The sequence below is a fragment of the Acidovorax sp. genome (genome assembly GCF_046291265.1).
Taxonomy (GTDB): Bacteria; Pseudomonadota; Gammaproteobacteria; order Burkholderiales; family Burkholderiaceae_C; genus Acidovorax.
The window spans coordinates 13,859-28,498 of sequence record NZ_JBKBTV010000026.1 but is presented as its reverse complement, the minus strand read 5'-3'; the positions used below and the strand labels follow the sequence as shown (position 1 = coordinate 28,498).

Genomic DNA, 14,640 nt, shown 5'->3' with positions numbered 1-14,640 from the left:
TGCAGGCTCCGACAGGAAGTTCATCGAGCCGATGGAAAATAGCCCCATGCCCCTCATTCCAGACTTCATTGCCCCCACCCGCCACACCGACCCGGCCGACGCGCTGGCCCAGGTGCAGCGCATTTACCAGCAACAGATTGGTCACCTGCGCGAGGCCATGCAGCGCTTTGTGGCCGGCGAGACGCCCAGCGCCAATGTGCGTGCGTTCTACCCGTTTGTGCGCGTGCACACCACCACGGTGGCGCGGGCAGACACCAAACTGGCTTATGGCTTTGTGGAAGGCCCCGGGCGGTATGAAACCACCCTCACCCGGCCCGACCTGTTCGCCCACTACTACGCCGAGCAGTTTCGCCTGCTGCGTGCCAGCCACAACGTAGAGCTGGAGGTGGGCACCAGCGCGCACCCTATTCCCATCCATTTTTCGTTTGCCGAGCACGACCACATCGAAGGCACGCTGACCACCGAGCGCCGGATGCTGATGCGCGACGTGTTTGACCTGCCCGACCTGGCCGCCATGGACGATGGCATTGCCAACGGCACCTGGCAGGCCCGCCCAGGGGAGGCCCAGCCGCTGTCGCTGTTCACGGCGCCGCGCGTGGACTACTCGCTGCACCGCCTGCGCCACTACACGGGCACAGCGCCCGAATGGTTCCAGAACTTCGTGTTGTTCACCAACTACCAGTTCTACATTGACGAATTCATGCGCCTGGGCCACGCAGAAATGGCCAAGCCCGACAGCGAGTACGTGGCCTTTATCGAACCGGGCAATGTCGTCACCCGCCGGGTCGGACTGCCCGAGATGCCGGGGGACGACCTGGGGGTGGCCCCACCCCGCCTGCCACAGATGCCCGCCTACCACCTGGTGCGCAAGGACCGCAGCGGCATCACCATGGTCAACATCGGTGTCGGCCCGGCCAACGCCAAGACCATTACCGACCACATTGCCGTGCTGCGCCCACACGCCTGGATGATGCTGGGCCACTGCGCCGGCCTGCGCAACAGCCAGCAACTGGGCGACTACGTGCTGGCCCATGCCTACGTGCGTGAAGACCACGTGCTGGACGAAGAGTTACCCCTGTGGGTGCCCATCCCGGCACTGGCTGAAATCCAGATGGCGCTGCAGCAAGCAGTGGCCGATGTGACCCAGATCGAGGAAGCCGACCTCAAACGCATCATGCGCACCGGCACCGTGGCCAGCACTGACAACCGCAACTGGGAGCTGCTGCCCGACAACATGCCCCAGCGGCGTTTCAGCCAGAGCCGCGCCGTGGCGCTGGACATGGAAAGCGCCACCATCGCGGCCAACGGTTTCCGCTTTCGCGTGCCCTACGGCACCCTGCTGTGTGTGAGCGACAAGCCCCTGCATGGCGAGATCAAGCTGCCCGGCATGGCCAACCACTTCTACCGCGAGCGGGTGGACCAGCATTTGCGCATCGGCATGCGCGCCATCGAGATCCTGCGCACTGGCGGTGTGGACCGCCTGCACAGCCGCAAGCTGCGCAGCTTTGCCGAGGTGGCCTTCCAATAAGTTGGGATCAGGACGCCTGCGCATGCCAATGGACTTTCTCACGCTGATGGCCGTCATGGCGGCCAACCTGTTCATGATTTCGGCCGTCCTGCCGCTCATCATGGGTCCGGACGTGAGCCGCGCAGCGCGCCGTGTGCAGGCCAGCCTGCTGCTGCAGGCAGTGGCGTGGGCCGCCATCATTGCGTCTTCGTCGCTCTGGGACCAGGCGCTGTCCACCGTGTCGGTTGCGTGCAACGCGGCAGCCCAGTGGATGTTGTACCGGGCGCTCGAAGAATGGCTGGGCCCGCGCCCGCTGCGGCGCCTGCTGCTGGTGCTGGTGGTGGCTGCCCCGCTGGGGTACACGCTGGGGTTTGAGCACTACGCGTGGCGCGTGGGCTGGGCCAACGGGCTGATGGCGGTCATCCTGTGCATCGTGGCCCGGGCCACGCTGGCCCCGTTGATTCTTGCGGACGTGCGTTGGCGCAGCCTGTTGCTGGGCTGCCTGGTCACTTCTGCCTTTTTTACGCTGGCGCGGGGCCTGCTCGGCGCGTTTACCGACCAGTACCCCAGTTTCCGCACCCCCCACCCGGTCAACTTGGCGGCCGCCGTGGCCACCAACGTCAGCCTGGTGCTGGGCACCGTGGCGGTGCTGGTGGCCTGGCGGGCCGAGGCCGAACAAAAGCTGCGCGCACTGGCCATGACGGATGGGCTGACGGGGCTGCTCAACCGCCGCGGCTTCACCAACCAGGGGGACAACCTTCTGTCCCACGCGTGGCGCCACCGGTTGCCGCTCACGGCGCTGATGCTGGACCTGGACCACTTCAAGCAGATCAACGACACCCACGGCCACGAGGCGGGCGACCGCGCGCTGCAACTGTTTGCCCGGCTGTTGACGGAAACCTGCCGCAGTGGCGACCTGATAGCCCGGCTGGGCGGCGAAGAGTTTGGCGTGCTGCTGCTGCACAACGCCGCTCCCGCAGGCCACGCTTTTGACCGCCGCCTGCGGCAAAGGCTGCACGAGGCCAGCGCGTCCGAACTGGGTTTTGTGCTGGACTACAGCGGCGGCATGGCCAGCCTGCTGCCCGGCGAAAGCAAACTTGCAGCGCTGATGGCGCGCGCGGACGGTGCGCTGTATGACGCCAAAACCGCCGGCCGGGGCCAACTCACGGCGGCCCCCTGAGTTTTTGCCGGCCAGGTCATTTTTGCTACATTATTGATAGCTTCAAACATATATTCAATAAGCGCCGATGACCATTTTCACTAAAAATATCTCCCATTTTTGGGCTACGGCGTAATCAGCCCCCCCACGTCGCGCGCCGAGCCAGCGCTTTCCTCGGCCAAGTGCTCCACCACACTGCGCCGGTCGGCCTCGGTGCGTTGCTGCGACAGAAACCGTTTGCCCGCCCACTGTTCCACGTCGATCTCCAGCCCGATGAGGCGCGCAGCCGCTTCATCCACAAATTCTGGAGATGCATCGGCCAGCGACCAGGGCGCAGCGCGGTGGGCTTCCTGCGCAAGGGTGAGTGCGGCGAGGTGGCGGCGCAACCACGCGCCGTCGTCCACCCGGCGCACACGGCCGCGCGCTTCAACGGCCACATAGTTCCAGCTGGGCGCCAGCCGCCCGCTGCGCTGGCCGTTCACGTACCAACGTGGCGATATGTAAGCATTGGGGCTTTGAAACACCACCAGCACCGGCACCCCGGCTGGCCCGACCTGCGACAGCGCATGGCTCCGGGCCACATGCCCTTTCAGCAGCACGCGCCCTCGGTGCTCGCCCGTCTCCGCCAGGTGCACCACCTCCAGCGGCAACAGATTCGCATCCAGCCCGGCAGGTGTCACCGCAACCACAGTGGCCAGGGGATAGGCGCGCATCCAGCGAACCAGCTCGCAAGGGTCTTCGACAGAGAAAAGGGGTTGGCTGTACATGGCGGGGGTTCAGAAAAAACTGCAGTCTGATCGGGTCATACCGGTCTGTCTTGAACGTTTCGGCCACACAGGCCGCTCTGGGGCGACCGCGCGTCAAGGCGCACCAGGGGTGCGGATTGCGGCACGGCGGGCGTGAAGCCGCCGAACCGGCGGAACTCTCGGGTCATGTGGGCCTGGTCGGCATAGCCCGACACCAGCGCTATATCGCCCAGCGAAGCCGCATCAGCGCCAAGCAGCACCATGGCTTGCTGAAACCGCAGAATTCCCGCCAGGGTGCGCAGCGGCAAGCCCGCCACCGTCACCATGTCGCGGCGCAGCGTACGGCTGGCGGGTACGGCGGCGGCGGCGGTTGTTGTTGTTGCTGCGCCGCCCGGTGACGGCCGGTGCGCCACCAGCCGCAGCTTCATGTGGTCGATGGCCTCCAGCGCCCGGCGGTGCGCCGCGGTGACACAAGCCCTCGACGCCAGCGCGCTGGCCACCGCACGCAGGGCCGACTCCACGGCCAGCAGGGTGTCGGCGCAGAGCAGGTGGCTCGCCCAGGGCCCCAGGGCCTGTTCAACATCCATGCCCGTCAAGGTCCGATTGCGCAGCGCCGCCGGATCGATGCCCAGGCATGCACCACCCCAGCCGATGTGGAACCGGACCCCCACAACGACGTTCCCGGGCCTCAGCGCCACCAAGGCAGGCCGGTCCGCCGGGCCTGCAATCACCAGCCATACCGAAGTCACCACACCGCCCGGCTGCATCGCGCAGTGGGCGACAAGGTCCACACGACCGTCCGGCAGCACCAGTTGCTGGTGGGCCTCTGTGGGGTCGTAGCGCCAGACCGCCTCGATCTTTTCCGCATCAAGGGTGCCGAGCGGCAGCTCGGTGTAGCTGGTCGAGGGTGAGGTTGCGTTCAACATTGACTTGACGGCATCCGTTGGGCTCTCAGTGCGGCAGACAACCCGGCCATCGCCGCGGGTGCCGACGCCACAAATGGCGAGTACCAGGGGCCCTTGGGGGCGACCGGCATCGTCCCCAGCATCGCACACAATCCACCCATGACCGCACTCTTTGAAGCTTTGAACCTGCGCAAACGGTATGGCGACACCACGGTGGTGGATGACGTGTCGTTCGCCATTGCCCCCGGCGAATGCCTGGGCGTCATCGGCCCCAACGGCGCAGGCAAGACCACCACCATCCGCATGTGCCTGGGCCTGGCAGCGCCCGATGGCGGGGCCGTGCATTTCACGCCCACCCCCGGCGCCGCCCCGCTGCACATGCCGCGCGATGCGTTGGCCATCAAGGCGCAACTGGGGGTGGTCACGCAGTTCGACACGCTGGACCCGGACTTCACCTGCGCCGAGAACCTGCACGTGTTTGGCCGCTACTTTGGCCTGAAGGGCGCGGTGATGGATGAGCGTGTGCCCCAGTTGCTGGAGTTTGCGGCCCTCACCGCCAAGGCCGACGCCAAACCCGGCGAGCTGTCAGGCGGCATGAAACGGCGGCTGTCCCTGGCGCGGGCCCTCGTCAACAACCCCCGCCTGCTGCTGCTGGACGAGCCCACCACCGGCCTGGACCCGCAAGCGCGCCACCTGATGTGGGAGCGGCTGCAAATGCTGCTGCAGCAAGGCAAGTCGATTTTGCTGACCACCCACTTCATGGACGAAGCCGAGCGCCTGTGCTCGCGCCTGCTGGTGCTGGACCACGGCAAGAAAATCGCCGAAGGCAAGCCGCGCGAGCTGATCGCCCAGCACCTGGAGCCGGATGTGGTGGAAGTGTTTGGTGTGGGCGCCAAGGCCTTGGCAGGAGACGCCGCGCTGCGCGCGCTGGCAGCCCGCGTGGAGATCAGCGGGGAGACCGTGTTCTTCTACACGCAGAACGCCCAACCGCTGCTGCGGGCGCTGGGGCAGCATGGCCACCTGCGCACGCTGCACCGGCCCGCAAATCTGGAGGACTTGTTCCTCAAGCTCACCGGGCGGCAGATCCGGGAGTGAAGGATCGACAGCGTAGGTCGGGTTAGCCCGCCAGGGCGTAACCCGACAACCAGCCGACACCCACAGGGCGCGCAGAGGGGATGTCGGGTTACGCTGCGCTAACCCGACCTACTGGGCCTGCCGGGGGACAGATCCGGGAGTGAGGGGTGGGTGGGTGAGCGCCGCTCATCGCGCCTGCAATCACTCCTGATTTGATAGCTAATAGCGCTTATGGATTAAGCGCCAGAGGCCAATTTCACTTAAATCTTCCCCTCACACCTTGCGTGGCTTGACCTTGCTGGCGGCCAGCTTGGCGTTGGTGCGCGCCGTGTCCACATCGGCCGCACGCGCCAGGGCCACGCCCATGCGGCGCTTGGTGAAGCTTTCGGGCTTACCGAACAGGCGCAGGTCGGTGTCCGGCACACGCAGTGCCTCTTCCACGCCGTCAAAGACAATGCCGACCGCATCCACGCCACCGTAAATCACGGCGCTGGCGCCCGGGTTGCGCAGGCTGGTGTCCACGGGCAGACCCAGGATGGCGCGGGCGTGCAGTTCGAACTCGCTCTGGTTCTGGGTGCACAGGGTGACGAGGCCGGTGTCGTGCGGGCGCGGGCTCACCTCGCTGAACCACACGTCTTGCCCCTTCACAAACAGCTCCACGCCGAACAAGCCCAGCCCGGAGGGCTTTCCGTCAAAGCCCTGGCCCAGGTTGTCGGTCACGGCCTTGGCGATCTGGCGCGACTTTTCGAGCGCGGCGGGGTGCATGGGGTGGGGCTGCCAGCTTTCCACGTAGTCACCGCTGACCTGCACGTGGCCGATGGGGTCGCAGAAGCTGGTGACGATCTGACCGTCCACGCCGACCGAGCGCACGGTGAGCTGGGTGATTTCGTAGTCAAAGTCGATGAAGCCCTCGACGATCACACGACCGTGGCTCACGCGGCCACCGGCCATGGCGTAGTCCCAGGCTTTTTGCACGTCGTCGGGGCCGTCGATCTTGCTCTGGCCCTTGCCGGAGCTGCTCATCACGGGCTTGACGATGCAGGGGTAGCCCACTCCCTTCCCGTTCCCGGCATCGATGGCAGCCTGTAGCTCTTCGAGCGAGTTGCAGAACTTATACGGACTGGTGGGCAGGCCCAGCGTTTCGGCGGCCAGCACGCGGATGCCTTCGCGGTCCATGGTCAGGCGTGCGGCGCGGGCCGTGGGGATCACGCGCACGGTGCCCGCGGCTTCCAGCTCTTCGAGCATGGGGGTGGCAATGGCTTCAATTTCGGGCACCACCAAGTGGGGGCGTTCGGCCTCGATCAGGGCCTTGAGCTGGGCCGGGTCGCTCATGGTGATGGTGCGTGCGTGGTGGGCCACCTGCTGGCCGGGGGCGTTGGCGTAGCGGTCGACCGCGATGGTTTCGACGCCCAGGCGCTGCAGCGCGATCAGCACCTCCTTGCCCAGCTCGCCCGAGCCCAGCAGCATGACTTTGGTGGCATGGGGGGACAGAGGGGTTCCGAGGGTGGTCATGGTGGGGGTGCTTTCGAGAAAGATGAAAAGTCGGTGAAGAGGCAGAACGCAGGGGACTGTAATTCAACCGGGCGCAGAACTTGCAATCGCACTGGCCATGCTCCCATCGCCCCAGCCCAACCCCGCCAGCGCGGCCCGCTCGCACAGCCCCACCGACTGGCACGCCCAGGAGCTGCTGCTGATGCGCGAGGTGATGCGCCTCATCGGCCGCAGCCTGGCGCCCGGTCTGGTGCTGCGCGAGATGCTGCACCTGATGAGCGAGCTGCTGGGCTTGAACCGGGGGCGCATCGTGCTGGTGGACGGCACCCCCGCCGAGGGCGGACCGCCGCGCACGGCCTCCATCCAGCACGCCTACGGCCTCACCCAGGCCGAGGCGCAGCGCGGGCGGTATGCCTGGGGCGAGGGCATCACGGGCCGCGTGCTGACTACGGGGCAGCCCGCCATCGTGCAGGACATTGATGCCGAACCGCTGTTTCTGGCGCGTGCGGTAGAGCGCAGCCAGCTGCCGCCCGAGACGGTGGCCTTCATCGCCCTGCCCATCGAGGTCAACAACGCGCCCATCGGCGTGTTGGCCTGCCACCGCATCCGCAGCCGCCAGCGGCATTTGAACGACGACCTGGCCGTGCTGCGCGTGCTGGCCACGCTGGTGGGGCAGTTGCTCCAGCTCGAAGCCCTGGTGGCCGAGCAGACGCGCCAGCTAGAGGCCCGCAATACCGTGCTGGCCAATGCGCTCAACACCAAAAGCGCGCGCTATGGGCTGATCGGCAGCTCGCCGCCGCTGCTGCAGGCGCTGAGCGAGCTGGAGCGCGTGTCGCAAACCCAGGCCACGGTGCTGCTGCTGGGCCAGTCGGGCACGGGCAAGGAGCTGTTTGCACGCGCGGTGCACCTGGCCAGCGGGCGGCGCGACCGGCCTTTTATCAAGGTCAACTGCTCGGCCATTCCGGATGCGCTGTTTGAATCCGAACTGTTTGGCTACGAAAAAGGCGCCTTCACGGGCGCCAGCACGGCGCGCCCCGGCTGGTTCGAGCAGGCCGACAGCGGCACCATCTTTCTGGACGAGATCGGCGAGCTGCCACTGGCCATGCAGTCCAAGCTGCTGCGGACCTTGCAGGAGGGCACGCTCGTGCGCCTGGGCGGGCAGCGCGAGGTCAAAGTGAATGTGCGCCTGGTAGCCGCCACCAACCGCGACCTAGCACAGGAGGTGGAGGTCGGCCACTTTCGGCAAGACCTGTACTACCGCTTGAACGTGATCCCCATCCGCCTGCCCTCGCTGGCCGAGCGGCGCGAGGACATCCGCGCGCTGGCGCTGCACTTTGTGAGCCGCGCCAACCAGGCGCACCAGCGCAACGTGAACCTGACACCCGACGCGCTGGCCCGGCTAGAAGAACACCCCTGGCCCGGCAACATTCGCGAGCTGGGCAATGTGATCGAGCGCATGGTGCTGCTGGCCAACGACACGCTGGTGGCGCGCGCGGAGCTGGACCGGTTTCTGCCCGCCGCTGCGTCGGTGGTTGTGCCGCCCGCTCCGCCGTCTGCAGCAACGTACGAAGCGGCAGCCAACCCGGCCACCCACGCAGCGCCGCTGGTGCGCGACTACCACCCGGCCCAATCGCACAGCGTGTTGGTGCTGCAGACCGCGCTGGCCGAACACCACGGCAACCAGTCGCGCGCGGCACAAAGCCTGGGGTTGACGCTGCGGCAGTTCAGCTACCGGCTGCGCAAAGCAGGCTTGAAGTGACGCCCAACACTGTGTCGACAATTTGTAGACACAGTGTTCAGCGTCTGTGTGGGTCATTCCAATTCTTGATGAGCGTCGGCACAAAAACACTATCAAATCAATAGCTGCCAGCGCTTTATCAATAAGCGCTAGCGGTCAATTTTATTCAAATTTCTTTGCATTCACACGTCCTGGCACACCTGTTGCGATAAGGAAGGCAGGCATCCCGCCCTCCACCGCATCGAAAGGTTTCCCATGAGCACCATGACCGCCGCCGCCTCCGACGCCGTTCTGATCTCCCCCACCCAGTTGTTGGCCCTGCAAGCCGCAGAGCCCGTGGTGCTGATCGACACCCGCGACGCAGACACCTATGCCCTGGGGCACATCCCTGGCGCCGTCAACTTGCGCGAGACCTTCACCTTCCTGGCCACCTCCACACCCCAGGGACTGCAGGAGCTGAAAGACACCTTTGCCGCACACCTGGGCGCCATCGGCCTGTCGGGCGCAGAGACGGCGGTGTTTTATGAAGACGCGCTGAACAGCGGGTACGGCCAGTCGTGCCGGGGCTACTACCTGCTGACCTGGCTGGGCTACCCCAAGGTCAAGGTCTTGAACGGCGGCTACTCGGCCTGGAAAGCCGCCGAACTGCCCACGTCCACCGAGGCCGTGGTGCCCACACCGGCCATCTTCCCCACCGACCTGGCCACCACCGATGTGATGCTGACCAAGGAGGACGTGATCGAGGCCCTGGGCACCGACACCGTGCTGCTGGACGTGCGCGATGTGGACGAGTGGATTGGCGACAGCTCCAGCCCCTATGGCAAGGACTTTGCGCCTCGCAAGGGCCGCCTGCCGGGCGCCAAGTGGCTGGAGTGGTACCGCTTTATGAAGCCCTCGGCCCAGGGCCCGGTGTTCAAGTCGCCCGATGAAGTGCGCGCCGAATGCGCCACGGCGGGCATCAGCCCGGCAGACACGGTGTACCTGTATTGCTTCAAGGGCGCGCGCGCGTCCAACACCTTCCTCGCGCTCAAGCAGGCGGGCTTTGCCGACGTTCGCATGTACTTCGGCTCGTGGAACGAGTGGTCGCGCGACGACAAACTGCCGATCGAAAGCGGGCTGCCGCTGGTCAAGTTCCCCAAGAAGCCTGCCCTGGCGCTGGCGGCCTGAGCCCCATGCGTCTTTGCAGCGGGCATGGCCCGCTGCGAGCCCCTCATTTCATTTTTCTGCCTCTCCTTTTTTCTCCAAGGAAACCCATGTCCACCGATCTGCTGGAACCCTCTGCCCCCGTCACCACCGTGCACACGCACCTGCGCCCCATCGACCGCGACGGGCTGATGGCGTTTGCCGACAAGGGCCGCAACAACCCCGCCAGCCGCGGCACCAACAAGGTCCACACGGTGATGGAGGGGCAGTACCGCTCGCTGAGCACGGTGGGCAACCACACGCCGGTGGTGGTGGACGAGCCCCTGCACCTGTTCGGCCAGGACACAGCGCCCGCGCCCGGCGAGATCGTGCTGTCCGGCCTGGGCGGCTGCCTGGCTGTGGGCATCACGGCCGTGGCCACCTGGAAGCAGGTCAAGCTCAGCAAGATCGAGATCTTCATGGAAGGCGATATCGGCAACCCCGCCGCCTGGGGTGCCGGTGGCGCGCTGCAAAAGACACCGCCCGAGATGGGCTTTCAGGCGATCCGCGTGAAGGTGCTGGTGGAAGGCGATGCGCCGCGCGAGGTGCTCGATGAGATCGTGCAGCACGCCAATTTTTATTCACCGGTGGCGAACAGCCTGCGCAACCCCATCCCGTTTGAAATCAGCCTGATGGACTAGCTAACCCGCCGCCATCGAGCCCGCCCCGCGCACCCAAGGAGCCCCATGAACCCCGCCGACCTCCCCCCTCAACTCCACCTGGACGGCGCCCTGCGGGGCGATGCGCTGCTGGCCGCCGTGCGCAGCATTGCCCAGGGCCCGCTGGCCGCGCAGGTGGAGGCGATTGACCGCACCGGCTACTACCCCTGCGCTGAGCTGCAGCAGCTGGCAGCCGTGGGCGCGATGAGCGCGCACCTGGACAGCACCGCCGGCCCGGCCGACTACGGCCTGGCCATCCGCGCCATGGCCGAGGCCTCGCGCGTGTGCGGCGCTACCGGCTTCATGATGTGGTGCCAGGCGGTGTGTGGGCTGTACCTGCAGCAGTCGGGCAATCCGGCCTTGATGGGAGATGTGCTGCAGCGCCACGCCAGCGGCGCGGGCCTGGGTGGCACGGCGCTGTCCAACCCCATGAAGAGCTACGCGCAGATCGAAAGCCTGCTGCTCAAGGCCACGCCGGTGGAGGGCGGCTACCTCGTCAACGGCACGCTGCCCTGGGTGAGCAACCTGGGGCCTGACCACTACTGCGGCGCGATTGCAGCCGTGGTGGAGGCGGATGGCGCGGCCAGCCAGCGCGAGGTGATGTTCCTGCTGCGCTGCGATGCCCCTGGCGTGGAGATGCGCGAATGCCCGAGCTTCTCGGCCATGGAGGGCACCGGCACCTACGCGCTGCGGCTCAAGGACCATTTCATCGGCACGCCCGAGATCATGGCCGACCCCACACGCCCCTTCATCGCGCGCATCCGCGCGGCATTTGTGATGCTGCAATGTGGCATGGCCGTGGGCATCACGCAGGGGGCCATCGACTCGATGTGGGCAGTGGAGGCCCAACTGGGCCATGTCAACCAGTTTCTTGAAGACCGGCCCGATGCGCTGCAGGCCGAGCTGGATGCGCTGACTGCGCGGGTGATGCGGCTGGCCGAGACGCCGTTTGACACCCGCACCGACTTCTTCATCGACGTGCTGGACGCCCGTGCCCACGGCGCCGAGCTGTGCCTGCGCGCCGCCCAGTCGGCCCTGATGCACCAGGGTGCGCGCGGCTACCTCATGAGTTCGGACGTGCAGCGGCGCGTGCGCGAGTCGCACTTTGTGGCCATCGTCACGCCCGCCATCAAGCACCTGCGCAAGGAGATCGCCCGGCTCAGCACCGAGGAGATGCCCGCATGACGCCCGCCACCACCACTGCCACCACGCCACTGGCTGCTTCTGAGTTTGCGTTGAGCGCGGCGTCGCAGGCACTGTGCAGTGCGTTCGCCGATACGGCCGATGGGGCCACTGCGGCACCCTGGCAAAGCTACATCTGCAACGCCTGCGGCTACATCTACAACGAGGCCGACGGCGACCCCGATGGCGGCCTGCCCCCCGGCACGCGGCTGGCGGACATTCCCGACGACTGGGCCTGCCCCCTGTGCGGGGTAACCAAGGCCGATTTTTCGCCTTATCAAGTCCCCACGCTGGAAGCCCTCAAGGCGCAAGCCAGCGCATCACCCCCTTCCATCCGCCCGCGTGGCGAGCCGGGCGTGGTCATCGTCGGCGCAGGCCGCGCAGGCTGGCAGCTGGCCGAAACCCTGCGCCAGCACAGCGCCACGCTGCCCATCACCCTGGTCACGGCCTGCGCGGGCGACCGGTACGACAAACCCTTGCTGTCGGTGGCCATGGCGCGCCAGCTGGACCCACAGGCGCTGGTGTCCGAAACCGGCCGCAATGCCGCGCAGCGCCTGGGTGTCACCCTGCTGGCCCATACCCATGCCGTGCGCATCTGCGCCGACACGCGCCAACTGCGCACCACCCGCGGCACGCTGCGCTACGGCCACTTGGTGCTGGCCCATGGTGCGCAGGCGGCCCTGCCACCCGGCCTCTCGCCCCAAATGTGCTGGCGCATCAACCACCTGGACGCCTACCAGCGCCTGCGCCAGCAACTGGGCGACCTGCCCAAGGACGTGCTCATCATCGGCGCGGGCCTGATCGGCAGCGAACTGGCCAACGACCTGGCGCTGGGCGGCCATCGCATCACGCTGCTGGACACGGCTGCTGAACCGCTGGCGCGCTGGCACGAGCAGCAGGCGGGGCCGCAGTTGCTCGACGCGTGGAAAGACCTGTCCATCCGCTTTGAAGGCGGCCTGCAGGTGCAGCAGGTGGAACGCGTGGGCTCGCGCTACCGCGTCAGCACCACCAGCGGACCACGTTTTGCGGCCGACGAAGTGGTGGTGGCCGTGGGCCTGTTGCCCCCCCACCGCCTGGCGCAGAGTGCAGGGCTCGATTGGGCCCATGGCGTTGCGGTAAGTGCAGACACGCTGCAGACCAGCGTGCCCGGCATCCATGCGCTGGGCGACTGCATCAGCATCGATGGGCAGTGCAGCCGGTACATCGAACCGATTGCCCGCCAGGCGCGCACCTTGGCCGCAGCCGTGCTGGGTTTGGGAGCCAGCCCCTATGGAAACCGGGCCCCAGTCGTGCGGGTGAAAACCACCACCCGGCCGCTGACGCTGCACTGAGCGAGTGCCATGCGGAACGGACTCCGCTTGCGCCGATGCCGCCGATTTCCTACGATACGCCCTGGCCCGGCCCGCCGGAACACGACTGCACCGCTCACCCATGGAGCCCCCTTGACCTCTGGCGCCCCCACCCAACACCAAGAACAACTTTTTCTGCAGCGCCTCAATGAGGTCATGCAGCGCATTGCCCACCACGGCGACCTGCATGCGGTAGAGCCCCTGATGGCCATGACCGGCCAGCACCCCGCCGACAGCACACTCGCGCAGTTGGCCGAATCCTTCGCCCACATGGTGGTCAAGCTCGAAGCCCGCGAGTTCGAGCTGGAATGCCGCATCGAAGACCTGGACCAAACCCGCCGCGAGCTGGAGCAGGCCAACCTGGACCCGCTGACCAATCTGCCCAACCGCATGATTGCGCGCGACCGCCTGCGCCAGGCCATCGCGGATGCGCGCACCAGCCATTCGTCGTTTACCGTGTTCTTCATGGACCTGGACCGGTTCAAGAAGGTCAACGACACCTTGGGCCACGCAGCAGGTGATGAGCTGCTGTGCAAGGTGACCGAGCGCCTGACGGTGTGCCTGAACGAAGGCGACACGCTGGCGCGCCTGGGGGGCGACGAATTTTTGTGTGTGTTCCCGCGCTGCGCCGAAGCAACGGATGCCCAGGCCATCGCCAACACCATGTTGAAAACCCTGAATGAGCCTTTTGCCCTGGCGGCCGGGCAGGCAGACATCGGCACCAGCATCGGGCTGGCCCATTTCCCGGAGCATGGGCAAACCGTGGACGAGCTCATTGCCTTTGCCGATGCCGGGCTTTATGAGGCCAAGCACCGCGGGCGCAACGTGTGGGCGTATTCGCCCAAAGCCGCTCCGCTGCACACCGGAGGGTGACCAACCTGACAGTTGGCCGGGCGTTTCAACAAGGAACTAAAGCGCGCAGAAAAATATTTCGCGCTGACTGCATCCAAATGGCGTTTTCGTGGGTAGTACCTACAGCAGCGGATCTTGCTGCTGTTCTTTCAACCCAACCGAAGAAGAGAAACGCCATGAACAAGACGCATCCAACCCTCTCCCGCCTGATCCCCCTGACCGGCGCCATTGCCGCTGCCGTGCTGCTGAGCGCCTGCGGCTCCATGGCGTCATCGCCTGCCAAGCCCATGTTCTCGCAGGACAGCCTGCCAGACACCATCAAGGTGCCAGCGGGCAATCGGGTGACCATGGAAACCGTGGGCGTGGGCGAGATCACCTACGAATGCCGCGACAAGGCCAACATGCCCGGCCAGACCGAGTGGGTGTTTGTGGGCCCCAAGGCCGTGCTGAATGACCGCAGCGGCAAACAAGTGGGCACCTACTACGGCCCACCCGCCACCTGGGAGTCGAGTGATGGTTCCAAGCTGACTGCGACGCAGTTGGCCGTGGCGCCTTCGGGCACCGGCAACCTGCCCTACCAGTTGGTCAAGGCCAACCCTGCCATGGGACTGGGCGCCATGACGGGCGTCACGTACATCCAGCGCGTGGCACTCAAGGGTGGCGTGGCACCGGCATCTGCCTGCGCGCCCACCAACAAGGGCGAGCGCCAGATCGTCAAGTACCAGGCCGACTACATCTTCTGGAAAGCAGCCTAAGCGCCACGGCAATCCCCTGCAACGCGGGGGATTGCGCGCAG

At 66.4% G+C, this 14,640-nt stretch carries 13 protein-coding genes; 10 read left to right on the top strand and 3 right to left on the bottom strand.

The annotated features are described in order from the left end of the window. The first annotated feature begins 46 nt into the window (after positions 1–46). Together ACK41V_RS11980 and ACK41V_RS11975 are read left to right on the top strand one after the other, a co-directional pair. A complete protein-coding gene (locus ACK41V_RS11980; RefSeq protein WP_409782501.1) occupies positions 47–1,528 on the top strand; it encodes an AMP nucleosidase in 1,482 nt (493 codons plus the stop codon). 22 nt (positions 1,529–1,550) lie between these two features. Continuing rightward, entirely contained in the window at positions 1,551–2,687 is a 1,137-nt protein-coding gene (locus ACK41V_RS11975; RefSeq protein WP_409782498.1) for a GGDEF domain-containing protein, read from the top strand. Between the two features lie 104 nt (positions 2,688–2,791). Here ACK41V_RS11975 and ACK41V_RS11970 read toward each other — a convergent pair whose 3' ends face one another. Together ACK41V_RS11970 and ACK41V_RS11965 are read right to left on the bottom strand one after the other, a co-directional pair. Next, the gene (locus ACK41V_RS11970) at positions 2,792–3,433 is read right to left on the bottom strand and encodes an FMN-binding negative transcriptional regulator (protein WP_409782495.1); all 642 of its coding nucleotides are present in this window, start codon (positions 3,431–3,433) and stop codon (positions 2,792–2,794) included. Positions 3,434–3,468: 35 nt separating this feature from the next. Continuing rightward, on the bottom strand, positions 3,469–4,338 hold the full coding sequence (locus tag ACK41V_RS11965) for a helix-turn-helix domain-containing protein (protein ID WP_409782492.1): 870 nt from the start codon (positions 4,336–4,338) through the stop codon (positions 3,469–3,471). A 138-nt stretch (positions 4,339–4,476) separates the two neighbouring features. Between ACK41V_RS11965 and ACK41V_RS11960 the strand changes: the two genes are divergently transcribed. Then, positions 4,477–5,412 carry an ATP-binding cassette domain-containing protein gene (locus tag ACK41V_RS11960; RefSeq protein ID WP_409782490.1) on the top strand — a complete coding sequence of 312 codons (936 nt, stop codon included), beginning with the start codon at positions 4,477–4,479 and terminating at the stop codon, positions 5,410–5,412. A gap of 252 nt (positions 5,413–5,664) precedes the next feature. Here the strand turns inward: ACK41V_RS11960 and purT are convergent, their stop codons facing one another. Next, positions 5,665–6,903, bottom strand: coding sequence for a formate-dependent phosphoribosylglycinamide formyltransferase (gene purT, locus ACK41V_RS11955; protein WP_409782487.1), 1,239 nt, complete (start codon positions 6,901–6,903; stop codon positions 5,665–5,667). Between the two features lie 97 nt (positions 6,904–7,000). Here purT and ACK41V_RS11950 point away from each other — a divergent pair, with 97 nt between their 5' ends. The 7 genes from ACK41V_RS11950 (at position 7,001) to ACK41V_RS11920 (ending at position 14,599) form a co-directional block, all read left to right on the top strand. Then, on the top strand, positions 7,001–8,641 hold the full coding sequence (locus ACK41V_RS11950; RefSeq protein WP_409782484.1) for a sigma-54 interaction domain-containing protein: 1,641 nt from the start codon (positions 7,001–7,003) through the stop codon (positions 8,639–8,641). Positions 8,642–8,875: 234 nt separating this feature from the next. Beyond that, positions 8,876–9,787, top strand: a complete 912-nt coding sequence (locus tag ACK41V_RS11945) for a sulfurtransferase (protein WP_409782481.1) — start codon at positions 8,876–8,878, stop codon at positions 9,785–9,787. Positions 9,788–9,873: 86 nt separating this feature from the next. Then, the gene (locus tag ACK41V_RS11940; protein WP_409782478.1) at positions 9,874–10,443 is read left to right on the top strand and encodes an OsmC family protein; all 570 of its coding nucleotides are present in this window, start codon (positions 9,874–9,876) and stop codon (positions 10,441–10,443) included. Between the two features lie 45 nt (positions 10,444–10,488). Next, on the top strand, positions 10,489–11,646 hold the full coding sequence (locus tag ACK41V_RS11935; protein WP_409782475.1) for an acyl-CoA dehydrogenase family protein: 1,158 nt from the start codon (positions 10,489–10,491) through the stop codon (positions 11,644–11,646). Beyond that, entirely contained in the window at positions 11,643–12,974 is a 1,332-nt protein-coding gene (locus tag ACK41V_RS11930; RefSeq protein ID WP_409782472.1) for an FAD-dependent oxidoreductase, read from the top strand. The genes ACK41V_RS11935 and ACK41V_RS11930 overlap by 4 nt, the downstream gene beginning before the upstream one ends. A gap of 111 nt (positions 12,975–13,085) precedes the next feature. Then, on the top strand, positions 13,086–13,865 hold the full coding sequence (locus ACK41V_RS11925; protein WP_409782469.1) for a diguanylate cyclase domain-containing protein: 780 nt from the start codon (positions 13,086–13,088) through the stop codon (positions 13,863–13,865). Positions 13,866–14,020: 155 nt separating this feature from the next. Further along, entirely contained in the window at positions 14,021–14,599 is a 579-nt protein-coding gene (locus ACK41V_RS11920) for a DUF3455 domain-containing protein (protein ID WP_409782466.1), read from the top strand. Positions 14,600–14,640 lie beyond the last annotated feature (41 nt).